Below are 25,025 nucleotides of genomic sequence, written 5' to 3'. Positions count from 1 at the left end.
TGTTCCGGTAATAAAATAATCATGTACAGCCACAAAAAGCCGTTCACCTGCCGAATGTCTTCATTGCTGGTCATTCTCTGTGGCCTGGCAATAGCCATCTTTGCGCAGCAGGTTATGGCTGATGATTATTTTAACCCCGCCTTGCTGGATATTGATAATCCCCAGCAGGGTAAAACCGATCTGTCCGTCTATGAAAAAGGTCCCGGCCAGGCACCGGGGAAATATGAGGTCGCGGTGTTTATCAATAATAATAAAATTGATACCCGCAACGTGACCTTTACGCTTGAGAAAGATTCGCAGGGCAACGAAACGTTACAACCTTGCTTTAGCATGGGTGAATTAAAAAGCCTCGGTATCAAGACCCAAAAGTTTCCTCAGCTAATGGCCAAAGGCCAGTGTGCCGATCTAGGTGTCATCCCTGCTTCATCTGCAATCTTTCACGTTCGCAACCAGCAGCTGCTGCTAAGCATTCCGCAAAAGGCGCTCGGACAGGTGCCACGCGGTTACATCGACCCGAAAGAGTTTGACGAAGGGATCAACGCGGGCCTGCTTAATTACAGCGTCAACGCCAGCCAGAGCCATGCGCGCCAGCAGGGTGAAGAGGATAGCAGTAGCCAGTACGTAAACCTGCGTCCGGGTTTAAACGTTGGCGCATGGCGCCTTCGCAACTATTCCACCTGGAATCGCAGCACCACAGGCAATGAGGAGGAACAGAAATTCACCTCCGTTTATACCTATGCGCAACGCGATATTGTGGCGATGAAAAGCGATATCACCGTTGGCCAGAGCTCATCACCTGCTGATGTTTTTGACAGTGTCCCTTACACCGGCGTGGAGCTGAAATCCGATAACGACATGCTTCCCGACAGCGAAAAAGGCTATGCGCCTATTATTCGTGGCACCGCCCACAGCAACGCGCTGGTGATGGTGCGCCAGAACGGGTACGTGATTTATCAGAACACGGTCGCGCCGGGGGCCTTCGAAATTAACGATCTCTACCCCACCGGCAGCAGCGGCGACCTCCAGGTCACGGTGAAAGAAACTGACGGCAGCGAAAGTCATTTCGTGGTGCCGTTTGCCTCCGTTCCGGTATTGCAGCGTGAAAAAAACCTGCGCTACAGCGTAACTGCCGGGCGTTATCGTTCTTATGACAAAGATGTTGAAAAGACCCCGTTTGCTCAGGGGAGCGCCATCTATGGTTTACCCCACGGCTTCACGGCCTACGGCGGCGTACAGCAGAGCAGTCATTATCAGTCGCAGGCGATAGGCGCCGGGAAAAACATGGGTGATTTAGGGGCGTTCTCCATTGACGTGACTCGCGCCAGAGCCCTGCTGAAAAAACAGCAGTCCAGCACAGGCAAATCGTGGCGCGTACGCTACAGCAAAGATTTCGCCGGTTCAGGCACCAACTTTTCGCTTGCGGGCTATCGCTACAACAGCAAGGGGTTTTACACCCTGGACGACACCATGGAGTCGTATACCCGCGCCGATAACTGGTCTGCGCCACAGCAGCGCCGCGCCCGTACCGAAGCCACCATCGACCAGACGCTACCAGAAGGCTGGGGATCGGTCACGCTGAGCATGGTGAAGGAAACCTACTGGAGCCAGAACCAGGACATGACCTCCATGAGCGTCAGCTACAACAACAGCTGGCACGGCGTTAGCTACAGCCTTAGCTACAGCATGAACAAAAACACCCACGACAGCGATCTGGACGGTAATGCGGTGACGAACGACAACCAGTTCTCGCTGAGCGTTTCGGTTCCGCTGGATCGCTGGATGCATAACACCTGGGCCACGTACAACCTGAACAACACGAAAGATGGCACCACGCAGAACATCGGCCTGAACGGTACGGCCCTGAAAGAAGACAACCTGAACTGGAATCTCCAGGAGGGGCTGAGCAGCACCGGCAGCGGTAACTCCACCAGCGTTAACGCCGACTACAAAGCGACATACGGTGAAGTGAGCGGTGGCGTCAGTCAGGATAAATATCAGCAAACACTGAACGTCGGCTTGCAGGGAGGCGTGATTGCCCATGCAAACGGCATCACGCTGAGCCAGCCGCTCGGTGAGACCATTGCGCTCGTGAAAGCCCCGGGTACGCACGGCACGCATATCACTAACCAGACCGGCGTTGAAACCGACTTCCGCGGCTACACCGTCGTACCGTTCGTCACCGCGTATCGCCACAACACTATTGCGCTGGATACGGAAACGCTGCCGGAGGACGCCGACGTCACCCATGCGGCACAAATTGTGACGCCAACCCGCGGAGCCATTGTGCGCGCCAGCTTCACGACGCGCGTGGGCAATCGCGTCCTGATGACGCTCACCCAAAACGGTAAACCGCTGCCGTTCGGCGCAACGGTTACCACCGAGGACAAGGACAGCGAATTTATCGTCGGGAATGACGGCCAGACCTATCTCTCGGGTCTGCCACAGCAAGGGCATCTCCGCGTTTCCTGGGGACAGGAGGCAAACGAGCATTGCGTCGCTGACTATGTGCTCACGGATGAGAAAGCGAAAACCAGCATCATTAACGCTGCCGCGCAGTGTCACTGATCTCCCCTAAAGGCAAAACATTATGCAAATGATTAAACAGTGCTTTTTCTTACTGATTCTGGGAACCGCTGCGTTATTCATGCCGCATGCGAAGGCGACCTGCACCACGCCGGATCTCCCCAAAATGATCAACGTGGCATCCATTTCTGTCCCGACGACGCTGGCAGTTGGCGCAACTATCCCGGGTACAGAGCAGAGCGTTCATGTTGCCGGGCATTGCGATCAGAGTACCGACAGCGGCCTGGAGATTGTCTCCTGCTACTACGGCACCGGAGCGGAAATGCCAGGGCTCAGGGGGGTATACGAATCCGGCGTGCCGGGGATTGGCGTAGCATTGATGAATGATCACGGGCAGCGAATTAGCGGCGCTGGCGGCGTGCAGTGCGATTCACGTGGAACGCCTGTCGGCTACGTCTCTACCGATGGAACACAGACTTTTAGCTTTGAAATAACGCTTGAGCTGGTTAAAACGAGTGACACCGTGACATCCGGTACGCTGGTGCAGTCTCAAACCGAATTTGGCATTGGCGTTTTCGGCCATGAAGGGATCGGCAACCCTAACCACATCGCCTATGCAGGTAATGTTATTCTTCATCAGGTCACCTGCTCCGTTTTACCGAAAAATCTCACCGTTAATTTGGGCGATTTTCCCGTCAGTGATTTCATCAGCGTAGGTTTTTTATCCAGCCCTGCTCAAAAATTTAATATCACCGTCAACTGTGACACAACCGTACAGCCTGAGCTAAAAATCACCAGCGCGAATGGATATGACACAGCATTTGAGGGGGTGATCAAACTCACGCAGCAGACCGGCATGGCTACAGGCGTCGGAGTAAGAATGCTATTTGATGACCATCTCGCCACCTTCGGTACCTATGTAAGTACCCAAAATCAGGCCGTAGCCAACGAAACGCTGGTGATCCCGTTTGAGGTTCGCTACGAGCAGGTCAGCAATGTAGTCACCCCCGGGCCAGCCAATACTGTGGCAACCATCACCCTCGCTTATAAGTGAACGTCATGAAAAAAACCGCATTGATTCTCGTGCTGGGGCTGATCGCCCAAGCCCACGCCGATGATATACAGATCCAGATGACGGGTAACATTTACGCCAACACATGCGTCATTGACAGTGCCAGCCGCAACCTGACGGTGGACTTAGGCCAGGCGGCATCGGGTAGTTTTAAAGACGTGGGCGATACCGGCGAGTGGAAGGACTTTTCCCTTTCGGTGTCGCACTGCCCGGCCACGCTGGCGCTTGCCACCGCCTTTTTCTACGGTCAGGCCGACAGCACCCATCCCACCAAATTTGCCAATCTCGGTAGCGCAAAGGGGCTGGCACTGGAGCTGGCAGATCGTCAGGACAAGATACTGATTGCCCCGCAGGCCGCCTTTAACGCTGCCATAAACCCGTCAGACCACACGGCCACGTTCCCGCTGGCCGCACGCTATTACGCCACCTCGATGCCCATCTCTGCCGGCACGTTCAGCAGCGTGATCCAGGTGACCTTCACTTACCAGTAGGACCGCGCCCCTTAGCACGGAAGCTTTTTCGACGCCCGGCAGCCAGTTTTGTCGGGCGTTTTTTTACTTCCGGCACGTCCGGCTGCTCAATCGGGAAGATCGGCAGCGCATTCAGCAGCCGCTGGCCGTAGTTTTTGGTGAGCAGTCGTTTGTCATAAATCACCACCTCGCCCCAGCAGCCGTGGCTACGGATCAAGCGCCCGACCTGCTGAATCAGGTTAAACGACGCTGCAGGCAGGCTTTGTACTTCAAACGGATAACGGTTAAGGCTTTTCAGCCATTCGCCTTCGGTGATCACCACCGGGCTGTCGATGGGCGGGAAGGCGATTTTATGGATATGCACCTGCGTCAGGTAGTCGCCTTTCAAATCAAGCCCTTCCGCAAAGGACTGTAACCCCACCAGCACGCTGCGCTCGCCGTTATCAATGCGTTTACGGTGGGTTTCCACCAGCCGATAGCGCGGCTGATCGCCCTGCACCAGCAGGAGTAAGCGCAGATCGGTGACGTGCTCCAGGAAGCGTTGCATCGCCCGACCGCTGGCAAACAGCACCAGCATACCGGGGTATTTTTTACTCTCAACCTGCTCGCGAAAGTAGGCCGCCATTTCCGCAATATGCTGCTCTTCGTTATCGATAAGCGGCTCATAATTCATGCGCGGAATGACCAGCTTGCCCTGCTCACAGTGGTTGAACGGCGAGTCCAGGGCCACAAAACGGTCGCCCGCTTTCTCTTTCAGGCCGCTCATCTCCTGCAACCTTGAAAAGCTGTTCAGGGAACGCAGAGTCGCTGACGTCACTACCACGTGCGGCACGCTGCGCCAGATCAGCTTTTCCAGCTGATCGGCCACGCGGATGCCCACGCAGTGGAAGAAGAGATGTCCCTGCCCGTCTCGTACTTCGCGGGTGGCCCACTTAGTCACCGGCGCGCCGGACGCCTGCGCCATCGAAGCCAGCCGCCAGAGTTTGCTCTGCGCTTCAAACATCCCCAGCGCACGATTCATTTGCAGCAGAATGCGGTGCAAACGCACCACGTCGTGAGTACCGGTTTTCTCGCTGAGATCGTTTAAGAACATCTCCGCCAGCCCGCGCAGCTTTTCCAGGTGCTTCGCCAACTGCTGGCAAATCTCCATCACTTCCTGCGGCAACTCACCCATCGCAAAGCGGTGTTCCGCCTCCTGGGTGGCGGGGAGATACAGGTTAAGAATATTATTCAGCGAGGCGATGAGGCTGTACACCTCTTCACAGTGCTCGCTCAACCGCTCCGGAACCGCCAGCGGCGGCGTGGTTTTCGGACGGAACTGCTCCATGCAGGTTGCCACCAGTTTGCAGAACAGATCCAGTTGCAGGCGAAACCACGGGGCGGTAATTTCCGCGCTCATCTCCAGCGCATCTCGCGCCACGTCGGGCAGATGATGGCCTTCATCGAGCACCAGCAGCAGGTTTTTGGGCTCCGGCAGGACCGCTTCACTCTCCAGTGCAGCCATGACCAGCGCGTGGTTGGCGACAACCACCTCCGCTTCCTGAATCTCACGCCGGGCGACAAAGAACGGACACTCGCGATAGTAGTGACAGTTACGGTTCAGGCAGCTTGCTTTATCGGTGCTGAGCCTGCGCCACAGGTCGTCGCCGATCGCCTGGTTGGTGTGATCCCGCAGGCCGTCCCACTTGTAGCTGTCGAGATCGGCCTTCAGCTTTGCGCACTGCTCCTGCTCCGCCTTGTTGTTTGGCGTCAGCTCGTCATCAAGAAACGCGAGCAGATCCTGTTGGGAGGGTTCACTGCTGGCCAGTGCCGCCAGATTGCGCGGACAGACGTAGCGCCCGCGACCAAAGGCGGCGGTAAACCGTAAATCGGGGATAATTTTGCGCAGCAGCGGCAAATCTTTGCTGAAGATCTGATCCTGCAAGGCCACGTTAGCGGTACTGACCACCAGCGTTTTATCTTCTTCCCGCGCGATGGCAATGCCGGGAATAAGATACGACAGGGTTTTCCCGACGCCGGTCGGGGCTTCAATCGCCAGATGTCGCCCGTCGTCCCCGGCGAGCGTTTTTGCCACGTCGGCAATCATCTGCCGCTGCGGGGCTCGGGGAATAAAATCGGGGATCTGCTGTTGTAGCGCCTTATACCATGCGCCAATTTGCGCCTTGAGCGCAGCGGTTAAAGCCATCGGAAACCTGAAATACTGTATAAACAGCCACTATTGTGGCACTTTCTCTCCGCTGCCGCAAAAAGAAAAGCCCGGCTTTACGACCGGGCTTCCAGATTACTGCGGGTTAGCAGGCTTACGCGGGCGGCGTCGGCGCTGCCCCTCGCCTGCCGGTTTCCCTTCGCCGCTACGCCATGGGTTTTCACCGGCCGGTTTGCTGTCGTTATTACGACGCGGCGGTTTGCCCGAAGATTTCGGCGCGCCGCCTTCGGCACGACGCGGCTGCTGACCGCGACCACCGCCGCCCTGACCGCGCCCGCCACCCTGACGACCGTTCTGAATTGGCTCGGCTTTGATTGACGGGTCAACTTCATAGCCCGGGGTTTCAATACGCGGGATCTCTTTCTTCAGCAGGCGTTCGATGTCGCGCAGCAGCTTGTGCTCATCCACGCAAACCAGAGAGAGCGCTTCCCCGGTTGCCGCCGCGCGTCCGGTACGGCCGATACGGTGAACGTAATCTTCCGGCACGTTTGGCAGCTCGTAGTTCACCACGTGCGGCAGCTCTTCGATATCCAGACCGCGTGCGGCGATGTCGGTTGCCACCAGCACGCGTATGTCGCCAGACTTGAAGTCTGCCAGCGCGCGGGTACGCGCGCCCTGGCTCTTGTTGCCGTGAATGGCCGCGCTGCGGATGCCATCTTTATTCAGCTGTTCCGCCAGGTGATTGGCGCCGTGCTTGGTGCGGGTAAAGACCAGCACCTGCTGCCAGTTGCCCTGGCCGATCATCTGGGAGAGCAGTTCCCGCTTGCGCTTCTTATCTACAAAATGCACGTGCTGCGTCACCTGCTCGGAGGCGGTGTTGCGGCGCGCGACTTCCACTTCCAGCGGGTTATGCAGCAGCTTTTCCGCCAGCGCCTTGATCTCGTCGGAGAAGGTCGCGGAGAAGAGCAGGTTCTGACGACGCGTCGGCAGCTTCGCCAGCACGCGGCGAATGTCGTGGATGAAGCCCATGTCGAGCATACGGTCGGCTTCGTCCAGCACCAGAATTTCGATGTTATCGAGCTTCACCGCGTTCTGGTGTTCGAGATCCAGCAGACGCCCCGGGGTTGCCACCAGCACGTCGACGCCGCCGCGCAGCTTCATCATCTGCGGGTTAATGCTTACCCCGCCGAAAACTACCAGCGAACGAATGTTGAGATAGCGGCTGTATTCACGCACGTTCTCACCAATCTGGGCCGCCAGCTCGCGGGTTGGGGTGAGGATCAGCGCACGCACCGGACGACGGCCTTTGGCGTGTGGCTGGTTTTTTACCAGCAGCTCCAGCAGCGGCAGGGTAAAGCCCGCGGTCTTACCAGTACCGGTCTGCGCGCTTGCCATCAGGTCACGGCCCTGCAAAACGGCCGGGATAGCCTGCTGCTGAATAGGGGTTGGCTCAACGTAGCCCTGCTCTGCGATGGCGCGCAGAATTTCCGGGTTCAGACCAAGGGAATCAAAAGACATAAAAACTCCGAACCGCCCCGACCATCACAGGTGTAGTTTTCAGGGAGATATAACGAATAGAAGGACAAAAACCACAATGTCGCGAAGGAGCGGAGTGTAGCAGCTTTTGTGACGTGGCGCATAAAATATCCCCGGCGATGACTCGACGTTTGCGCAAATCAGGCATAATCTTAATCAATCGATTGATTAATTTTTAATGCTGCTATGAATACAACCCCAACGACAACCAAAGGCGAACAGGCGAAAAGTCAGCTTATCGCCGCTGCGCTGGCGCAGTTTGGCGAGTATGGTCTGCATGCCACCACGCGGGATATCGCCGCGCAGGCCGGGCAGAATATTGCGGCCATTACCTACTATTTTGGCTCAAAAGAGGATTTATACCTCGCCTGCGCCCAGTGGATCGCGGATTTTATCGGCACCAGCTTTCGCCCACACGTGGAAGAAGCCACCGCGCTGTTCAGCCAGACAGAACCGGACCGGGTTGCCATCCGCCAGCTGATCCTTAACGCCTGTCACAACATGATTCGCCTGCTGACGCACGACGATACGCTGAACCTGAGCAAATTTATCTCCCGCGAGCAGCTCTCCCCCACTGCCGCGTACCAGCTGGTGCACGATCAGGTGATCGCCCCGATGCATAGCCATCTGACCCGGCTGATCGCCGCCTATACCGGACGGGACGCCAGCGATACGGACACCATTTTGCATACCCACGCCCTGCTGGGCGAAGTGCTCGCCTTCCGTCTGGGGCGTGAGACCATCCTGTTACGTACGGGCTGGACACAATTCGATGAGGATAAAGCCGCGCAAATTAGCCAGGTCATTACCTGTCACGTTGATCTGATCCTGCAAGGCTTAACGCAAAGGAGCCAGAAGTCATGAAAAAACCTGTCGCCATCATTCTGGTGGTTGTTGTCTTGCTTGCTGCGGGAACAGGCGGCTGGCTGTGGTATCAGAGCCAGCAGGATCGTGGCCTGACGCTGTACGGCAACGTGGATATCCGCACCGTGAACATGAGCTTCCGCGTCGGCGGACGGCTGGCCTCGCTGAGCGTTGACGAAGGCGATGCCATCAAAACCGGGCAGACGCTGGGGATGCTGGACAAAGCCCCGTTTGAAAACGCGTTGATGCAGGCAAAAGCGGGCGTCGCCGTCGCACAGGCGCAGTACGACCTGATGCTGGCGGGCTATCGTGATGAAGAGATCGCCCAGGCGGCCGCTGCCGTTAAGCAGGCAAAAGCCGCCTATGACTATGCGCAGAATTTCTATAACCGTCAGCAAGGCTTATGGAAAAGCCGCACTATTTCCGCCAATGACCTGGAAAATGCGCGCTCATCCCGCGACCAGGCGCAGGCGACGCTGAAATCTGCCCAGGATAAGTTAAGCCAGTACCGCACCGGTAACCGCGCGCAGGACATTGCCCAGGCGAAGGCCAGCCTTGAGCAGGCGCAGGCGCAGTTAGCCCAGGCGGAGCTGGATCTGCACGACACCACGTTAATCGCCCCGTCTGACGGTACGCTGATGACCCGCGCCGTGGAGCCGGGCAGCATGCTCAGCGCGGGCAGCACCGTGTTAACGCTCTCCTTAACCCGTCCGGTGTGGGTGCGCGCTTACATTGATGAGCCGAATCTTGGCCAGATGCAGCCGGGCCGCGAACTGCTGCTCTACACCGATGGTCGCCCGGACAAGCCGTATCACGGCAAAGTGGGCTTCGTCTCCCCAACGGCCGAGTTCACGCCAAAAACCGTTGAAACCCCGGATCTGCGTACCGACCTGGTGTATCGCCTGCGCATCATCGTCACCGATGCGGACGACGCGCTGCGTCAGGGCATGCCTGTTACCGTGACCTTAAACGACGGGGAACAACATGAATGATGCGGTTATCCAGCTCAATAATCTGGTCAAACGCTTCCCGGGAATGGCTAAACCGGCGGTCGCGCCGCTGAACTGTACGATTCAGAAAGGCTATGTGACCGGGCTGGTGGGGCCGGACGGCGCGGGTAAAACCACGCTGATGCGGATGCTGGCGGGATTGCTGAAGCCGGATGAAGGCAGCGCTAGCGTGCTTGGCCTCGATCCCATCAAAGACGACGCGGCGCTCCACGGCATACTCGGCTATATGCCGCAGAAGTTTGGTCTGTATGAAGATCTGACGGTAATGGAAAACCTCAACCTGTATGCCGATCTGCGCAGCGTTACCGGCGAAACCCGGCAGAAAACCTTCGAGCGTCTGCTGGCGTTTACCTCCCTCGGCCCGTTCACCGATCGGCTGGCGGGCAAACTTTCCGGCGGGATGAAGCAGAAGCTGGGGCTGGCCTGCACGCTGGTGGGCGAACCGAAGGTGCTGTTGCTGGATGAACCCGGCGTCGGCGTGGACCCGATTTCCCGCCGCGAACTGTGGCAGATGGTGCACGAGCTGGCGGGTGACGGCATGTTGATCCTCTGGAGTACCTCTTACCTTGATGAAGCAGAGCAGTGCCGTGACGTGCTGCTGATGAACGAAGGCGAACTGCTCTATCAGGGCGAGCCCACCGAGCTGACGCAAACCATGGCCGGGCGCAGTTTTCTGCTACACAGCGCGCAGGAATCCAACCGCAAGCTGCTGCAACGGGTGCTGAAGCTGCCCCAGGTGAGCGACGGGATGATTCAGGGCCGTTCGGTGCGCGTGATCCTCAAAAAAGAGGCCACCGCCGACGATATCCGGCGTGCGCAGGGGATGCCTGAAATCGACATGACAGAGACCGCGCCGCGCTTTGAAGATGCGTTTATCGATCTGCTGGGCGGGGCGGGAACCTCAGAATCACCGCTTGGCGCCATTCTGCACACGGTGGAAGGCACGCCGGGCGAAACGGTCATTGAAGCGAAATCGCTCACCAAAAAATTCGGCGATTTCGCTGCCACCGATAACGTCAATTTTGCCGTGAAGCGCGGCGAGATATTTGGCCTGCTCGGGCCGAACGGTGCAGGGAAATCCACCACCTTTAAAATGATGTGCGGCCTGCTGGTACCGACCTCCGGCAAAGCGCTGGTGCTGAACATGGATCTCAAAGTCAGCTCCGGCAAGGCGCGCCAGCATCTGGGCTATATGGCGCAGAAGTTTTCGCTCTACGGCAACCTGACGGTGGAGCAAAATCTGCGATTTTTCTCCGGCGTCTACGGCCTGCGGGGACGGGCGCAGAACGAGAAAATCGGCCGCATGTGCGACGCCTTTGGCCTGACCGATATCGCCTCACACGCTACCGACGCGCTGCCGCTTGGCTTCAAACAGCGGCTGGCGCTGGCCTGTTCGTTGATGCACGAGCCCGACATCCTCTTTCTTGATGAACCCACGTCAGGCGTGGACCCCCTCACCCGCCGTGAATTCTGGTTGCATATCAATAGCATGGTGGAAAAAGGCGTGACCGTGATGGTCACCACCCACTTTATGGACGAGGCAGAGTACTGCGACCGCATCGGGCTGGTCTATCGCGGCAAGCTGATTGCCCACGGCACGCCGGATGACCTGAAAGCGCAGGCCGCCGACGACGCACAGCCGGACCCGACCATGGAGCAGGCGTTTATCACCCTCATCCACGACTGGGATAAGGAGAATCCTCATGCGCAGTAACGCCCTCTCCTGGCGCCGGGTGCGCGCCCTGTGCGTCAAAGAGACGCGGCAGATTGTGCGTGACCCCAGCAGCTGGCTGATTGCGGTGGTGATCCCCCTGCTGCTGCTGTTTATTTTTGGCTACGGAATTAACCTCGATTCCAGCAAGCTGCGGGTTGGGATCCTGCTGGAGCAGCAGAGCGAAGAGGCGCTGGACTTCACCCACGCCATGACCGGCTCGCCCTACATCGATGCCACCATCAGCGACAACCGGCAGGAACTGATCCAGAAAATGCAGGCCGGTAAAATTCGCGGTCTGATCGTCATCCCGGTCGATTTCGCCGCCAACATGGCACGCCCGGGCGCCGATGCGCCAATTCAGGTGATCACCGACGGCAGCGAACCGAACACCGCCAACTTCGTGCAGGGCTATGCGGAGGGGATCTGGCAGCTCTGGCAGATGCAGCGCGCCGAAGACCGGGGGGAGAAGTTTGAACCGCTGATTGACGTGCAGACGCGCTACTGGTTTAACCCCGCCGCCATCAGCCAGCATTTTATTATCCCGGGTGCAGTCACTATCATCATGACGGTGATTGGCGCGATCCTCACCTCGCTGGTGATCGCCCGCGAATGGGAGCGCGGCACCATGGAGGCGCTGCTCTCCACCGAAGTGACGCGCGTCGAGCTTTTGCTCTGCAAGCTGATCCCCTACTACTTCCTCGGCATGCTGGCGATGCTGCTCTGTATGCTGGTCTCGGTATTTATTCTTGGCGTGCCGTACCGCGGTTCGCTGGTGGTGCTGTTCTTTATTACCAGCCTGTTTTTACTCAGCACGCTGGGAATGGGGCTGCTGATCTCCACCATCACCCGCAACCAGTTTAACGCCGCGCAGGTGGCGCTTAATGCCGCCTTCCTGCCGTCGATTATGCTCTCCGGCTTTATCTTCCAGATTGACAGTATGCCAGCGGTGATCCGTGCCGTGACCTACATCATTCCGGCACGCTACTTTGTGAGCACCCTGCAAAGCCTGTTTCTGGCGGGGAACATCCCGGTAGTGCTGATTATCAACACCCTGTTTTTGCTGGCGTCGGCGGTGATGTTTATCGGGCTGACGTGGATGAAAACGAAAAGAAGATTAGATTAGCCATCGGATTTTGTAGGTCGGGTAAGCGCAAGCGCCACCCGACAGGAGGACGACGCGATGTTTCACCGTTTATGGACATTGATCCGCAAAGAGCTGCAATCCTTGCTGCGCGAGCCGCAGACCCGCGCCATTCTGGTGCTGCCGGTGCTGCTTCAGGTTGTACTGTTTCCGTTTGCCGCCACGCTGGAGGTCACCAACGCCACCATCGCCATTTACAACGAAGATAATGGCAAGCATTCCGTCGAGCTGACACAGCGTTTCGCCCGCGCCAAAGCCTTTACCCATGTCCTGCTGCTGCAAAGCCCCCAGGCGATCCAGCCCACCATCGACACGCAGAAAGCATTATTGCTGGTGCGCTTCCCGGCGGATTTCTCCCGCAATCTGGACACCTTCCAGACCGCGCCGATGCAGCTGATCCTCGACGGACGTAACTCCAACAGCGCCCAGATAGCGGCGAACTATTTGCAGCAGGTAGTGAAGGACTACCAGCAAGAGCTGATGGCGGGCAAACCCAAACCCAACAACAGCGAGCTGGTGGTGCGCAACTGGTACAACCCGAATCTGGACTACAAGTGGTTTGTGGTGCCGTCGTTAATCGCCATGATCACCACTATTGGCGTGATGATTGTCACCTCGCTGTCCGTGGCACGCGAACGTGAGCAAGGTACGCTGGATCAGCTGCTGGTCTCGCCGCTCGCTACCTGGCAGATATTTGTCGGCAAGGCGGTGCCAGCACTGATTGTCGCGACGTTCCAGGCCACCATCGTGCTGGGGGTGGGAATATGGGCGTACCAGATCCCGTTTGCCGGATCGCTGGCGCTGTTTTACTTCACGATGGTGATTTACGGCCTGTCGCTGGTGGGGTTTGGGCTGCTGATTTCCGCGCTCTGCTCAACGCAGCAGCAGGCGTTTATCGGGGTGTTTGTCTTTATGATGCCGGCGATTTTGCTTTCAGGGTACGTGTCGCCAGTGGAGAACATGCCGGTGTGGTTACAGGATCTGACATGGATAAACCCGATTCGTCACTTCACGGATATCACCAAGCAAATCTATCTGAAGGATGCGAGTCTGGATATTGTGTGGGGAAGTTTGTGGCCGCTACTGGTCATCGCGGCCACAACGGGCTCAGTGGCCTATGCGATGTTTAGACGAAACATCGCGTAGCTTTTTCTCTTTGGTGAGCAAGGACACCACCGCAGGCCCTGCGAGGATAGCCAGACCCGCCAGGGCCAGCAGCAGGTTGTTTTGCAGCACGCGTGACAACAGCCACAGGACGATCATTGCCGCACCAAAATACCAGGTGGTGGTGAGCTCTTCGAGCACATCACCCACTTCACGCCAGCGCGCGTCGTGGTGACGCTGTAAAAACAGCATCGACAGCACGGTCACGCCGTAAACCACACATAACCCTAAGCCGACACGCACCAGCGTGCCGCTCATCCAGCCCATCACCAGTACGGCCACGACCAGTAAATGCAACATTATCTGCCAGCAACTCAAACCGGTTGCGACACGAACGCGTTGTTGCCACTTCATGGCTTCTCTCCTGAAGGATTTTTCTCTGCTAATTCAGACTACCGCACTTTACGGAAAATTCCGTAACGCCGCATCTTTTTGTGACGCCTACTACACTTTATTTTCATCGGGATAGTCACCCAGGAAGGTGTTTATGAGCAAAAGAACGCAGCATTTCTCGCTTAAGGTGCTGACGATAAATATTCATAAGGGCTTCACAGCATTTAACCGCCGCTTCATTTTACCGGAGCTGCGCGACGCGGTACGCACCGTCAGCGCCGATATTGTCTGCCTCCAGGAGGTCATGGGCGCGCACGAAGTGCACCCGATGCATTTCGAAAACTGGCCCGACACGCCCCATTACGAGTTTTTGGCGGATACCATGTGGAGCGATTACGCCTACGGGCGCAATGCGGTCTACCCGGAGGGGCATCACGGTAACGCAGTGCTGTCGCGTTTTCCTATCGAGCATTATGAGAACCGGGACGTCTCCGTTGGCGAGAGCGAAAAACGCGGGTTGTTATACTGCCGCATCACGCCACCGGCGCTCGATTTTCCCATTCATGTGGGCTGCGTTCATCTTGGCCTGCGTGAGGCCCACCGTCAGGCTCAGCTTCAGATGCTGGCAGACTGGACCAATGCGCTGCCGGAGGGCGAGCCCGTGGTGGTGGCCGGTGATTTTAACGACTGGCGACAGCGGGCCAACCATCCTCTGAAGGTGAATGCGGGGCTGGAGGAGATTTTTACCCGCTCACGCGGTCGTCCCGCGCGGACGTTTCCGGTGCGCTTCCCCCTGCTGCGCCTTGACCGCATCTACGTAAAAAATGCCCACGCCAGCAGCCCGACGGCGCTGGCTTTACTCAACTGGCGACATCTCTCCGACCATGCCCCACTCAGCGCGGAGATCCACTTATGAAATGCACATGGCAGGAAGGTAACCGTATTACGCTGCTGGAAAATGGCGATAACTTTTATCCGGCTGTCTTTGAGGCGATTAGCCACGCACAGCAGAAAGTCTTTCTGGAAACGTTTATCTGGTTTGAAGACGACGTGGGCAGGCAGTTGCACAGCGCGCTGCTGCAAGCCGCTCGTCGCGGTATAAAAATCGAGGTCCTGCTCGACGGATATGGTTCGCCGGATCTCAGCGACGAATTTGTTAACGAGCTCACCGCCGCAGGGGTGGTATTCCGCTATTACGATCCCGGCCCGCGTCTGTTCGGGATGCGCACCAACCTGTTCCGCCGAATGCACCGCAAAATTGTGGTGGTGGACGAAACGGTGGCCTTCGTTGGCGGCATTAACTACTCCGCCGAGCATATGTCGGATTATGGTCCCGAAGCGAAACAGGACTACGCGATCCGCATTGAGGGACCGGTGGTACAGGACATCCAGCTGTTCGTGCTGGAAAACTTACCCGGCAAAGAGGCCGCTCGCCGCTGGTGGCGACGCCGCCATCGCCCGGAAGAGAACCGCAAGCCCGGCGAGGCGCAGGCGCTGTTCGTCTGGCGGGATAACGAGGAGCACCGGGACGATATCGAACGTCACTACCTGAAGATGCTGGCGAACGCGAAGCGCGAGGTGATTATCGCCAACGCCTATTTCTTCCCCGGTTACCGGATTTTGCACGCCATGCGCAACGCGGCCCGACGCGGCGTGAGCGTGAAGCTCATCGTCCAGGGTGAGCCCGATATGCCGATTGTGAAGGTGGGCGCGCGTCTGCTCTATCGCTATCTGGTCAAAAGCGGCGTGCAAATCTATGAATATCGCCGCCGCCCGCTGCACGGCAAAGTGGCCGTGATGGATGACCACTGGGCGACCGTTGGCTCAAGCAACCTCGATCCGCTGAGCTTATCGCTCAATCTGGAAGCGAACCTGATCATCCACGATCGCCAGTTTAATCAGACCCTGCGCGATAACCTTCAGGGTCTGATCAATAAAGACTGCGTGCGTGTGGATGAGTCCATGGTGCCGAAACGCAGCTGGTGGAACGTTGGCATCGGTGTGGTGGTGTTCCACTTCCTGCGCCACTTCCCGGCCATGGTGGGCTGGCTGCCCGCGCATACGCCGAAACTGGCGCTGGTGGATCCGCCAGTGCAACCCGAAATGGAAACCCAGGACCGCGTAGAGGCGGAAGATGGAGGTAAAACCTGATGTCGAAATCTCATCCTCGCTGGCGGCTGGCGAAAAAAATCCTGACCTGGCTGTTCTTCATTGCCGTCGCGGTCCTGCTGGTGGTGTATGCCCAAAAGGTCGACTGGGAAGAGGTGTGGAAGGTTATTCGCAACTACAACCGGACAGTCCTGCTGGGGGCGGTTGGCCTGGTGATTGTGAGCTACCTGATGTACGGCTGCTATGACCTGTTGGGACGCGCCTACTGCGGGCATAAGCTTGCCAAACGGCAGGTTATGCTGGTGTCATTCATCTGCTACGCCTTTAACCTGACGCTGAGCACCTGGGTTGGCGGGATTGGCATGCGCTATCGCCTGTACTCCCGCCTTGGCTTACCGGGCGGCACCATCACGCGTATTTTCTCGCTGAGTATCACCACCAACTGGCTGGGGTATATCCTGCTCGGCGGGGTGATCTTCACCATTGGCGTGGTGCAGCTGCCTGCGCACTGGTACATCGATGAGGCCACCCTGCGCATTCTGGGCATCGTACTGCTGCTGATCATCGCCGCCTACCTGTGGGCCTGCGCCTTTGCCAAACGTCGTCATATGACCATTAAAGGGCAGAAGCTGGTGCTGCCGTCATGGAAGTTTGCCGTCCTGCAAATGGTGGTTTCCAGCGCCAACTGGATGGCGATGGGGGCCATTATCTGGCTGCTGATTGGCGAAGATGTGAATTACTTCTTCGTGCTGGGCGTGCTGCTGGTAAGCAGTATTGCCGGGGTAATTGTGCATATTCCGGCGGGGATCGGCGTACTGGAAGCGGTGTTTATCGCGCTGCTTGCAGGGGAGCATGTGTCTCACGGGACGATTATCGCTGCCCTGCTCGCGTACCGCATGATCTACTACTTCCTGCCGCTGGCGCTGGCAACGGTCTGTTATCTGGTGCTGGAGAGTCGGGCGAAGAAGCTGCGCGCGAAGAACGAGAAGGCGATGGCAAAATAAAAGCAAAACGGCAACTTCGTTGCCGTTTTTAGGGTTTGTTCCCTCTCCCTGTGGGCTGAGGGATCCCCAGTAATTTTTTTATGCAGAAGCAATAAAGTTGCTTTCTAAATGACTGAGGGCTGTCAGCGATGCCCTGGTCCGGCTGTAAATCGCTGAGGCGTTTGCCTTCCGGCCGGGGCGAGGCGCAGGGATGCGCCGAGAGGGCGGCTTTACAGGGACGTTGCCTCCGCCCGTACCCGATAAGCCGGAAGGAATAAGCCGAGGGCACCGCGAAGCGGCGATTTACCGCCGGGAGCACGGGTCGCCAGGGTGGTGGCGACTGAGCCACCCTGGCACGTTCACCGGTCATGTCGTTACAGAGTAGCAAGGAACATAAAGTGAACGGAATGACCACCACCGCCGTATGTTCCCCTCACCCTAACCCTCTCCCCGGAGGGGCGAGGGGATTGCTCAGTGCTCGCATTAATTTGTGGGGAACCCTCAGCCCTGTGGGAGAGGGTCAGGGTGAGGGCATCAGACAGCGCCACCCTCACTAACGACGGTTGCCAAAAATACGCAGCAGCATCAGGAACAGGTTGATGAAGTCCAGATACAGCGTCAGCGCGCCCAGAATCGAGTATTTGCGCAGGTTTGAACTGTCGCGAACATCAATTTGTTCACCGATGTTTTTCAGCTTCTGGGTGTCGTAGGCGGTTAAGCCCACGAAGATCACCACCCCGATATAGGTCACCGCCCACATCAGCGCGTCACTCTTCAACCACAGGTTCACCAGCGACGCCAGCACAATCCCTATCAGCCCCATAAACAGCATGTTGCCGAAGCCGCTCAGGTCACGTTTGGTGGTGTAACCGTACAGGCTCATCACACCGAACATCCCGCCGGTCACCACAAAGGTGCTGGCGATGGAAGAGTAGGTGTAAACGATGAAAATACTGGAAAGCGTCAGCCCAGTCAGCGCCGAATAGAGCATAAACAGCGTGGTCGCCATGCCCGCGCTGAGCTTGTGCACCAGCCCGGAGAGCACGAATACCAGCGCCAGTTGCGCAATAATCAGCCCAAAGAAGGTGATTTTGCTGGAGAAGATAAACATCATCAGTTCAGGCGTGTTTGCCGCATACCACGCGATAAACGCGGTAAGCAGCAGGCCAACCGTCATCCAGCCATATACCTGAGCCATGTAGGTTTGCAGCCCGCTACGGGTCTGCTGAACTATCGAATCGGAACGCGGAAATCGGTCCATGATTCACTCCTGATTAAGTAAACACACACGTTAAGACTAACACATCCACGTAAACCTGTTACCAGCGGCTGGCAGCCTGTTTGTCGCTGTCCCGCGATTCCACCCAGCGCTCACCTTCCGGCGTCGCTTCACGCTTCCAGAACGGCGCTTTAGTTTTGAGGTAATCCATGATGAACTCCCCCGCCGCAAAAGCACTCCCGCGATGGGCGCTGGTGACGCCGACAAACACAATTTCTTCGCCGGGCCACATTTCGCCGATGCGATGGATAACCGTAACGCGCCCCAGCGGCCAGCGGCCTCGCGCCTCTTCGACAATGGCCGCCAGCGATTTTTCGGTCATTCCCGGATAGTGCTCCAGCGTCAGCGCTTTTACGCTGTCGCCGAGATTATGATTACGCACTTTCCCGGTAAAGGTCACGACCGCGCCGTCTTCGTCGCGCCCGGCCAGCCAGTCATATTCCGTGCCCACGTTAAAACGCTCATGGCCAACCAGAATTCGGGTTTCCGTCATCTCAACCCCCTGTGACCGGCGGGAAGAAGGCCACTTCATCCCCATCAGCCAGCGGGTGGGTCAACTCCACCAGCGTCTGATTCACGGCGGCCAGCAATTTGCCTTCATCCAGCGCCAGCGCCCAGCGGTCGCTTTGCGCCGCCAGATGCGCACGCAGGGCGGCGACGTTTTCGAAAGAGCCGTCCAGCGTCAGGCTGTCGGTATTGATCAGCTCACGGACCTGGGCAAAAAAGAGCACCTTAATCATGGCTTTCCACCTTAAAATCACCGGATTTGCCGCCGCTTTTTGCCAGCAGACGCACCGGGCCAATCACCATATCTTTCTGCACCGCTTTACACATGTCGTAGATGGTCAGCGCCGCCACGGAGGCTGCCGTTAACGCCTCCATCTCCACACCGGTTTTCCCGGTTAAGCGGCACAGGGACTCGATACGCACGCGGTTATGCTCCGGCTGCGCCTGCAAATTTACCTCCACTTTGCTAAGCATCAGCGGATGGCAGAGCGGGATGAGGTCCCAGGTGCGTTTAGCGGCCTGAATACCGGCGATGCGGGCGGTGGCAAACACATCACCCTTGTGATGGCTACCGTCGATAATCATCGCCAGCGTCTCCGGCAGCATGGTAACGAACGCTTCAGCACGCGCCTCGCGCACCGTTTCGGCTTTGGCGGAGACATCCACCATATGCGCTTCGCCAGCGGCGTTTATGTGGGTCAGTTGTGACATAGCTTATTTCTTTAAATGGGGATGGAAATTACACGGACGGGTACGGGCATCCAGCTGCGGGGCAATAATGTTTTCCCACGCGGTGCGGCAGGCTTTGGTCGAGCCCGGCATGGCGAAGATCAGCGTCTTGTTCGCTACCCCCGCGACGGCACGGGACTGGAGCGTAGAGGTGCCAATCTCTTCAAATGAGAGCATGCGGAACACTTCGCCGAAGCCTTCTACTTCGCGATCGAACAGCGGAAGCAGCGCTTCCGGCGCCTGGTCGCCTGCGGTAAAGCCGGTGCCGCCAGTGATCAGTACAACCTGGACGTCATCACTCGCAATCCACTGTGAAACCTGAGCGCGAATGGCGTAACGGTTCTCTTTGACGATCGCTTTATCAACAATCTGGTGCCCGGCTTCGTGTGCCGCCTCGCGCAGCCAGTGGCCGGAGGTATCATCCTCTTCACCACGACGTTCGGAAACGGTAAGAATAGCAATGCGTGTCGGGATAAATTCCGCGCTTACCTGACTCATCTTCTGGTTCCTTCTAAAGCCTGATTACCCGCCGATATAGGACAGGTTCTGAGTAATGCCGGTGTTGCCCTGATGCAGGAAATGGGTCTGCTTTTTGTGCGTCAGCGCCTCGGAAATGCGTGCTTCAAGCGCGTCCTGTTGGGCGTCGTCTTCCAGCAAATCGCGCAGATCGACGCCGCCATCCCCGAACAGGCAGAGGTGCAGCTTGCCAACAGAGGAGACGCGCAGGCGGTTGCAGCTGGCACAGAAGTCTTTTTCATAGGGCATGATCAGGCCGATTTCGCCTTCATAATCCGGATGACAAAAGACCTGCGCCGGGCCATCGCTGCGCTGGCGGATCTGGTGGATCCAGCCGCGTTTCAGCAGTTCGTCACGCAGGACCATGCCGGAGATGTGATGGCGACGGAACAGCTCGCTGCCCTCCCCGGTCTCCATCAGCTCAATAAAACGCAGTTGAATGCGGCGCGGTTTGATCCACGCCAGAAAGGTGTCCAGCTGATGGTGGTTCACATCACGCATCAATACGGTATTGACTTTGACCTTGTCGAAACCGGCGGTGAACGCGGCATCGATGCCGTCCATTACCTGCTGGAACTTATCCTGGCCGGTAATGGCGTGGAACTGACGGGCGTCCAGGCTATCGACGCTGACGTTGATCGCCGTCAGCCCCGCATCGCGCCAGTTCGCCACGTCACGCGCCATGCGGTAACCGTTGGTGGTCACCGCTATCTGGCGGATACGTTCGTTTTCACGCACGGCGGCAATGATGTCAGGGAAATCACGGCGCAGGGAGGGCTCTCCCCCGGTAAGACGCACTTTTTCCGTACCGAGTTCAGAGAACGCGCGCGTGACGCGGCGTACTTCTTCCACGGAGAGAAAGCCGTTGTTGGTGACGCTGCCCGGCTTGTAGCCATCGGGCAGGCAGTAGGTGCAACGGAAGTTACACACGTCGGTAATCGACAAACGTAAGTAGAAAAACTTACGCGCGAAAGCATCAGTAAGTTGTGAAGCCATGTACACCTTTCCAGATCGGGAGGCACAGTCATTTCTTTCTGTACCCTGGTGGCAAATCCGCCACGGCCAGGGCGCCATATCTCTCGACACAGGCGCCAGGGCTAGAGTGTATGTTTTCAGTTTTGAAAACGTGGTTATGGCGATAGTAGCGTGGAAATCGCCACTTCGCCATTGTCGCTTTTCGCTATATAAATTTATACATAACGATGTTATCGTGCATTTTCACTACAGAATACGCAAAAACAGCGCTTTCGCATTGATATACGTCATTATGGTTTGTGAGAGGCATCGTCTTTTAGGAGTAGTTGCGTTACTGTGACGCAAGCTTAACAGGATAAGGAATAGGTATGCGCAATCGCACTTTTGCGGATCTGGACCGCGTGGTCGCTCTTGGAGGAGGTCACGGTCTGGGACGGGTTATGTCGTCGTTATCGTCACTGGGCTCACGCCTGACGGGCATCGTGACAACAACGGACAACGGCGGCTCAACCGGGCGGATCCGACGTGCTGAAGGCGGGATAGCCTGGGGTGATATGCGCAACTGCCTCAACCAGCTCATCACTGAGCCAAGCGTGGCCTCGGCGATGTTTGAGTACCGTTTTGGGGGAAATGGCGAACTTTCAGGCCATAACCTTGGAAATCTGATGTTAAAGGCGCTGGATCACCTGAGCGTGCGCCCTCTGGAAGCGATCAATTTAATTCGTAACCTGCTAAAAGTGGATGCGTTCCTGATCCCGATGTCCGAACAGCCGGTAGATTTGATGGCGATCGATGCTGACGATCACGAAGTGTATGGTGAAGTGAATATCGACCAGCTTCTTCTTCCGCCAAAAGAGCTGATGACCTACCCCAGCGTACCCGCAACGCGTGAAGCGGTTGAAGCGATTGGCGAGGCCGATCTGATCCTGATTGGGCCGGGGAGTTTTTATACCAGCCTGATGCCGATCCTGCTGGTGAAAGAGCTGGCGCAGGCGCTGCGCAGAACGCCTGCGCCCATGGTCTATATCGGTAATTTAGGCCGCGAACTCAGTCCGGCGGCGGCAAGCCTGTCGCTGGCGGATAAGCTGGACCTGATGGAACAGTATGTTGGTAAGAAAATTATCGATGGTGTCGTGGTCGGGCCAAAAGTAGATGTGTCGGGGATTGGCGATCGCGTGATGGTGCAGGAGCCGCTGGAAGCGAGCGATATTAAATATCGCCACGACCGCCATCTGCTGCGCGAGGCGCTGGAGAAGGCGATTCAGGCATTAGGTTAGGTTCGTTTTGTGCGGCCTGATGCCCTCACCCCGGCCCTCTCCCACAGGGCTGAGGGATCCCCACAAATTAATGCGAGCACTGAGCAATCCCCTCGCCCCTCCGGGGAGAGGGTTAGGGTGAGGGGAACATACGGCGGTGGTGGTCATTCCGTTCACTTTATGTTCCTTGCTACTCTGTAACGACATGACCGGTGAACGTGCCAGGGTGGCTCAGTCGCCACCACCCTGACGACCCGTGCTCCCGGCGGTAAATCGCCGCTTCGCGGTGCCCTCGGCTTATTCCTTCCGGCTTATCGGGTACGGGCGGAGGCAACGTCCCTGTAAAGCCGCCCTCTCGGCGCATCCCTGCGCCTCGCCCCGGCCGGAAGGCAAACGCCTCAGCGATTTACAGCCGGACCAGGGCATCGCTGACAGCCCTCAGTCATTTAGAAAGCAACTTTATTGCTTCTGCATAAAAAAATTACTGGGGATCCCTCAGCCCACAGGGAGAGGGAGAAAACGCCACCGGGCAAAAAACTACGATGCCGCAATAAACAGATCCCGCAGCTGATGCAGCTGATCGCGGATTTGCGCAGCCTCTTCGAACTCCAGATTCTGCGCGTGCTGCATCATCTGCCCTTCCAGCTCGTGGATCTTTTGCTGCAACGCTTTCGGGGTCAGCGCGACGGTATCCTCTTCCACCACTGAACGGGCCTTGCCGCGCCCTTTCGCTTTGGTCTTCGCAATGTTCTGACCCAGCGCCAGGATATCCACCACCTTCTTGTTCAGCCCCTGCGGCGTGATGCCGTGCTCTTCGTTATAGCGCTGCTGCTTCTCGCGACGACGTTCCGTTTCGCCAATCGCTTTGGCCATCGACGGGGTGATTTTATCCCCGTACAGAATCGCCTTCCCGTTGACGTTACGCGCGGCACGGCCAATGGTCTGGATCAGCGAGCGCTCGGAACGCAGGAAGCCCTCTTTGTCCGCGTCCAGAATCGCCACCAGCGACACTTCCGGCATATCCAGACCTTCTCGCAGAAGGTTGATACCCACCAGCACGTCGAACTCGCCCAGGCGCAGGTCGCGGATGATCTCCATACGCTCCACGGTATCAATATCCGAGTGCAGATACCGCACCTTCTCGCCGTGTTCTTCCAGATACTCCGTCAAATCCTCCGCCATACGTTTGGTGAGCGTGGTCACCAGTACACGCTCGTTGATGGCGGAACGGGCACGTATTTCCGAGAGCAGATCGTCCACCTGCGTCGCCACCGGACGCACCTCGATAATCGGATCCAGCAGCCCGGTCGGACGCACAACCTGGTCCACCACGTCATCACCGGATTTCTCCAGCTCGTAGTTGCCCGGCGTCGCCGATACGTAGATGGTCTGCGGAGCAAGCGCCTCAAATTCTTCAAACTTCATCGGACGGTTGTCCAGCGCTGACGGCAGCCGGAATCCGTACTCCACCAGCGTCTCTTTACGCGCGCGGTCACCGCGGTACATCCCGCCGATCTGGGGGATCGTAACGTGGGATTCGTCGATCACCAGCAGGCCGTCCGCCGGAAGGTAGTCAAACAGCGTCGGCGGCGCTTCGCCCGGTCCGCGCCCGGAGAGGTAGCGTGAGTAGTTTTCGATGCCGGAGCAGTAGCCCAGCTCGTTCATCATCTCCAGATCGAACTGGGTACGCTGGCTCAGGCGCTGCTCTTCCAGCAGCTTGTTGTTCGCCAGCAGCACCTTGCGGCGGTCTGCCAGCTCAATTTTAATCTCTTCCATCGCCTGTACGATACGCTCGCGTGGCGTCACGTAGTGCGTTTTTGGGTAGATGGTGAAGCGCTGGATCACCGACTCCACATGACCGGTCAGCGGATCGAACAGCGACAGGCGTTCAACCTCTTCATCGAACAGCTCCACGCGCAGCGCCATGTCGTCCGATTCCGCCGGGAAGATATCAATAACCTCACCACGTACGCGGAAGGTCCCGCGCTGGAACGCCTGATCGTTACGGGTGTACTGCAACTCCGCCAGACGGCGCAAAATTGCACGCTGATCGATGATCATCCCCTGCGTCAGGTGCAGCATCATCTTGAGATAGAGATCCGGATCGCCCAGGCCGTAGATCGCCGACACCGAGGCCACCACCACCACATCACGACGCTCCAGCAGCGCCTTGGTCGCCGACAAACGCATCTGCTCGATATGTTCGTTCACCGAGGCATCTTTCTCGATAAACGTGTCGGAGCTGGGAACGTAGGCTTCCGGCTGGTAGTAGTCGTAGTAGGAGACGAAATACTCCACCGCGTTTTCCGGGAAGAACTCTTTCATCTCACCATACAGCTGCGCCGCCAGCGTTTTGTTCGGCGCGAGAACCATCGTAGGACGCTGGAGATCGGCAATGACATTGGCAATGGTGAAGGTTTTACCCGAACCGGTTACCCCCAGCAGGGTCTGGTGCGCCAGCCCGTCTTCCAGCCCCTCTTCCAGGCGACGAATGGCCTCGGGCTGATCCCCGGAAGGACGGAAAGCAGAATTCAATTTGAACGGTTTACTCATGGGCGACGACCTGATGACAGAATAAGCGGCAGGTGAGTAATTTTACTCGTTGTGGCCAGGATTGCCAGTAAAAAACACTGGATGGAAAACCAGTAGCGTGTCAGGATATTTAGCGTAGCGCAGAGAGGATTAGTGCGTTCGCGAG

Annotated in this window: 22 protein-coding genes and 1 riboswitch; of the genes, 12 read left to right on the top strand and 10 right to left on the bottom strand. The window is 57.4% G+C overall.

What is annotated here, in order from left to right; genetic code table 11:
* Positions 1–21 precede the first annotated feature (21 nt).
* Genes L2Y28_RS06635 through L2Y28_RS06625 form a run of 3 tightly spaced genes read left to right on the top strand, consistent with a single transcriptional unit; the run spans position 22 to position 4,086 of the window.
* Entirely contained in the window at positions 22–2,565 is a 2,544-nt protein-coding gene (locus L2Y28_RS06635) for a fimbria/pilus outer membrane usher protein (protein WP_022647514.1), read from the top strand.
* Positions 2,566–2,587: 22 nt separating this feature from the next.
* Positions 2,588–3,577 (top strand): fimbrial protein, encoded by a 990-nt coding sequence (locus L2Y28_RS06630; protein WP_022647513.1) that lies wholly within the window; start codon positions 2,588–2,590, stop codon positions 3,575–3,577.
* Between the two features lie 5 nt (positions 3,578–3,582).
* Complete coding sequence (locus tag L2Y28_RS06625; protein ID WP_022647512.1) at positions 3,583–4,086, top strand: fimbrial protein; 504 nt, start codon at positions 3,583–3,585, stop codon at positions 4,084–4,086.
* Here the strand turns inward: L2Y28_RS06625 and dinG are convergent.
* On the bottom strand, positions 4,073–6,250 hold the full coding sequence (gene dinG / locus L2Y28_RS06620; protein WP_022647511.1) for an ATP-dependent DNA helicase DinG: 2,178 nt from the start codon (positions 6,248–6,250) through the stop codon (positions 4,073–4,075). The genes L2Y28_RS06625 and dinG overlap by 14 nt on opposite strands.
* A 96-nt stretch (positions 6,251–6,346) precedes the next feature.
* Positions 6,347–7,729 carry an ATP-dependent RNA helicase RhlE gene (gene rhlE, locus L2Y28_RS06615; RefSeq protein ID WP_017693771.1) on the bottom strand — a complete coding sequence of 461 codons (1,383 nt, stop codon included), beginning with the start codon at positions 7,727–7,729 and terminating at the stop codon, positions 6,347–6,349.
* A gap of 204 nt (positions 7,730–7,933) precedes the next feature.
* On the opposite strand from rhlE, the gene cecR reads away from it, so the two are divergent.
* From cecR to L2Y28_RS06590, 5 genes are read left to right on the top strand one after another with little or no spacing between them, the layout of a single operon-like run.
* A complete protein-coding gene (gene cecR, locus L2Y28_RS06610) occupies positions 7,934–8,611 on the top strand; it encodes a transcriptional regulator CecR (protein WP_022647510.1) in 678 nt (225 codons plus the stop codon).
* Positions 8,608–9,603, top strand: coding sequence for a secretion protein HlyD (gene hlyD / locus L2Y28_RS06605; protein WP_022647509.1), 996 nt, complete (start codon positions 8,608–8,610; stop codon positions 9,601–9,603). Before cecR ends, hlyD begins: the two co-directional genes overlap by 4 nt.
* Positions 9,596–11,335 (top strand): ATP-binding cassette domain-containing protein, encoded by a 1,740-nt coding sequence (locus L2Y28_RS06600; RefSeq protein WP_022647508.1) that lies wholly within the window; start codon positions 9,596–9,598, stop codon positions 11,333–11,335. The genes hlyD and L2Y28_RS06600 overlap by 8 nt, the downstream gene beginning before the upstream one ends.
* On the top strand, positions 11,325–12,458 hold the full coding sequence (locus L2Y28_RS06595) for an ABC transporter permease (RefSeq protein ID WP_022647507.1): 1,134 nt from the start codon (positions 11,325–11,327) through the stop codon (positions 12,456–12,458). Before L2Y28_RS06600 ends, L2Y28_RS06595 begins: the two co-directional genes overlap by 11 nt.
* A 57-nt stretch (positions 12,459–12,515) precedes the next feature.
* On the top strand, positions 12,516–13,622 hold the full coding sequence (locus tag L2Y28_RS06590; RefSeq protein ID WP_022647506.1) for an ABC transporter permease: 1,107 nt from the start codon (positions 12,516–12,518) through the stop codon (positions 13,620–13,622).
* On the opposite strand, the gene L2Y28_RS06585 is transcribed toward L2Y28_RS06590, so the two are convergent.
* A complete protein-coding gene (locus tag L2Y28_RS06585; protein ID WP_003858499.1) occupies positions 13,584–13,994 on the bottom strand; it encodes a YbhQ family protein in 411 nt (136 codons plus the stop codon). The genes L2Y28_RS06590 and L2Y28_RS06585 overlap by 39 nt on opposite strands.
* A gap of 133 nt (positions 13,995–14,127) precedes the next feature.
* Between L2Y28_RS06585 and L2Y28_RS06580 the strand changes: the two genes are divergently transcribed.
* From L2Y28_RS06580 to L2Y28_RS06570, 3 genes are read left to right on the top strand one after another with little or no spacing between them, the layout of a single operon-like run.
* Positions 14,128–14,889 carry an endonuclease/exonuclease/phosphatase family protein gene (locus tag L2Y28_RS06580; protein WP_022647505.1) on the top strand — a complete coding sequence of 254 codons (762 nt, stop codon included), beginning with the start codon at positions 14,128–14,130 and terminating at the stop codon, positions 14,887–14,889.
* Positions 14,886–16,124, top strand: a complete 1,239-nt coding sequence (gene clsB / locus L2Y28_RS06575; protein ID WP_022647504.1) for a cardiolipin synthase ClsB — start codon at positions 14,886–14,888, stop codon at positions 16,122–16,124. Before L2Y28_RS06580 ends, clsB begins: the two co-directional genes overlap by 4 nt.
* On the top strand, positions 16,124–17,086 hold the full coding sequence (locus L2Y28_RS06570) for a YbhN family protein (protein WP_003858505.1): 963 nt from the start codon (positions 16,124–16,126) through the stop codon (positions 17,084–17,086). Before clsB ends, L2Y28_RS06570 begins: the two co-directional genes overlap by 1 nt.
* Positions 17,087–17,618: 532 nt before the next feature.
* Here the strand turns inward: L2Y28_RS06570 and L2Y28_RS06565 are convergent.
* From L2Y28_RS06565 to moaA, 6 genes are all read right to left on the bottom strand, one after another.
* Positions 17,619–18,326 (bottom strand): Bax inhibitor-1/YccA family protein, encoded by a 708-nt coding sequence (locus L2Y28_RS06565; protein ID WP_015571081.1) that lies wholly within the window; start codon positions 18,324–18,326, stop codon positions 17,619–17,621.
* Positions 18,327–18,384: 58 nt separating this feature from the next.
* A complete protein-coding gene (gene moaE / locus L2Y28_RS06560; protein ID WP_022647503.1) occupies positions 18,385–18,837 on the bottom strand; it encodes a molybdopterin synthase catalytic subunit MoaE in 453 nt (150 codons plus the stop codon).
* Position 18,838: 1 nt separating this feature from the next.
* Positions 18,839–19,084: a molybdopterin synthase sulfur carrier subunit gene (gene moaD, locus L2Y28_RS06555; RefSeq protein WP_022647502.1), complete on the bottom strand. Its 246-nt coding sequence runs from the start codon at positions 19,082–19,084 to the stop codon at positions 18,839–18,841.
* Positions 19,077–19,562 (bottom strand): cyclic pyranopterin monophosphate synthase MoaC, encoded by a 486-nt coding sequence (moaC, locus tag L2Y28_RS06550; protein ID WP_006809528.1) that lies wholly within the window; start codon positions 19,560–19,562, stop codon positions 19,077–19,079. The genes moaD and moaC overlap by 8 nt, the downstream gene beginning before the upstream one ends.
* A 3-nt stretch (positions 19,563–19,565) precedes the next feature.
* Positions 19,566–20,078, bottom strand: coding sequence for a molybdenum cofactor biosynthesis protein B (gene moaB / locus L2Y28_RS06545; RefSeq protein WP_022647501.1), 513 nt, complete (start codon positions 20,076–20,078; stop codon positions 19,566–19,568).
* 24 nt (positions 20,079–20,102) lie between these two features.
* Complete coding sequence (gene moaA, locus L2Y28_RS06540; protein ID WP_022647500.1) at positions 20,103–21,092, bottom strand: GTP 3',8-cyclase MoaA; 990 nt, start codon at positions 21,090–21,092, stop codon at positions 20,103–20,105.
* Positions 21,080–21,213: riboswitch (molybdenum cofactor riboswitch) on the bottom strand. It overlaps the preceding gene by 13 nt.
* A gap of 226 nt (positions 21,214–21,439) precedes the next feature.
* Here moaA and yvcK point away from each other — a divergent pair.
* Positions 21,440–22,348, top strand: coding sequence for a uridine diphosphate-N-acetylglucosamine-binding protein YvcK (yvcK, locus tag L2Y28_RS06535; protein ID WP_022647499.1), 909 nt, complete (start codon positions 21,440–21,442; stop codon positions 22,346–22,348).
* A 516-nt stretch (positions 22,349–22,864) separates the two neighbouring features.
* Here yvcK and uvrB read toward each other — a convergent pair.
* The gene (gene uvrB / locus L2Y28_RS06530) at positions 22,865–24,880 is read right to left on the bottom strand and encodes an excinuclease ABC subunit UvrB (protein WP_003858519.1); all 2,016 of its coding nucleotides are present in this window, start codon (positions 24,878–24,880) and stop codon (positions 22,865–22,867) included.
* Positions 24,881–25,025 lie beyond the last annotated feature (145 nt).

It is taken from the genome of Enterobacter sp. JH25 (assembly GCF_021725435.1).
Taxonomy (GTDB): domain Bacteria; phylum Pseudomonadota; class Gammaproteobacteria; order Enterobacterales; family Enterobacteriaceae; genus Enterobacter; species Enterobacter intestinihominis.
This window is presented reverse-complemented; position numbering and strand designations above follow the sequence as displayed.

Bases quoted from the DNA above. Each gene is read 5' to 3' on its own strand.
- L2Y28_RS06635 (WP_022647514.1), top strand. From the start codon at position 22: ATGTACAGCCACAAAAAGCCGTTCACCTGCCGAATGTCTTCATTGCTG.
- L2Y28_RS06630 (WP_022647513.1), top strand. From the start codon at position 2,588: ATGCAAATGATTAAACAGTGCTTTTTCTTACTGATTCTGGGAACCGCT.
- L2Y28_RS06625 (WP_022647512.1), top strand. From the start codon at position 3,583: ATGAAAAAAACCGCATTGATTCTCGTGCTGGGGCTGATCGCCCAAGCC.
- dinG (WP_022647511.1), bottom strand. From the start codon at position 6,250: ATGGCTTTAACCGCTGCGCTCAAGGCGCAAATTGGCGCATGGTATAAG.
- rhlE (WP_017693771.1), bottom strand. From the start codon at position 7,729: ATGTCTTTTGATTCCCTTGGTCTGAACCCGGAAATTCTGCGCGCCATC.
- cecR (WP_022647510.1), top strand. From the start codon at position 7,934: ATGAATACAACCCCAACGACAACCAAAGGCGAACAGGCGAAAAGTCAG.
- hlyD (WP_022647509.1), top strand. From the start codon at position 8,608: ATGAAAAAACCTGTCGCCATCATTCTGGTGGTTGTTGTCTTGCTTGCT.
- L2Y28_RS06600 (WP_022647508.1), top strand. From the start codon at position 9,596: ATGAATGATGCGGTTATCCAGCTCAATAATCTGGTCAAACGCTTCCCG.
- L2Y28_RS06595 (WP_022647507.1), top strand. From the start codon at position 11,325: ATGCGCAGTAACGCCCTCTCCTGGCGCCGGGTGCGCGCCCTGTGCGTC.
- L2Y28_RS06590 (WP_022647506.1), top strand. From the start codon at position 12,516: ATGTTTCACCGTTTATGGACATTGATCCGCAAAGAGCTGCAATCCTTG.
- L2Y28_RS06585 (WP_003858499.1), bottom strand. From the start codon at position 13,994: ATGAAGTGGCAACAACGCGTTCGTGTCGCAACCGGTTTGAGTTGCTGG.
- L2Y28_RS06580 (WP_022647505.1), top strand. From the start codon at position 14,128: ATGAGCAAAAGAACGCAGCATTTCTCGCTTAAGGTGCTGACGATAAAT.
- clsB (WP_022647504.1), top strand. From the start codon at position 14,886: ATGAAATGCACATGGCAGGAAGGTAACCGTATTACGCTGCTGGAAAAT.
- L2Y28_RS06570 (WP_003858505.1), top strand. From the start codon at position 16,124: ATGTCGAAATCTCATCCTCGCTGGCGGCTGGCGAAAAAAATCCTGACC.
- L2Y28_RS06565 (WP_015571081.1), bottom strand. From the start codon at position 18,326: ATGGACCGATTTCCGCGTTCCGATTCGATAGTTCAGCAGACCCGTAGC.
- moaE (WP_022647503.1), bottom strand. From the start codon at position 18,837: ATGACGGAAACCCGAATTCTGGTTGGCCATGAGCGTTTTAACGTGGGC.
- moaD (WP_022647502.1), bottom strand. From the start codon at position 19,084: ATGATTAAGGTGCTCTTTTTTGCCCAGGTCCGTGAGCTGATCAATACC.
- moaC (WP_006809528.1), bottom strand. From the start codon at position 19,562: ATGTCACAACTGACCCACATAAACGCCGCTGGCGAAGCGCATATGGTG.
- moaB (WP_022647501.1), bottom strand. From the start codon at position 20,078: ATGAGTCAGGTAAGCGCGGAATTTATCCCGACACGCATTGCTATTCTT.
- moaA (WP_022647500.1), bottom strand. From the start codon at position 21,092: ATGGCTTCACAACTTACTGATGCTTTCGCGCGTAAGTTTTTCTACTTA.
- yvcK (WP_022647499.1), top strand. From the start codon at position 21,440: ATGCGCAATCGCACTTTTGCGGATCTGGACCGCGTGGTCGCTCTTGGA.
- uvrB (WP_003858519.1), bottom strand. From the start codon at position 24,880: ATGAGTAAACCGTTCAAATTGAATTCTGCTTTCCGTCCTTCCGGGGAT.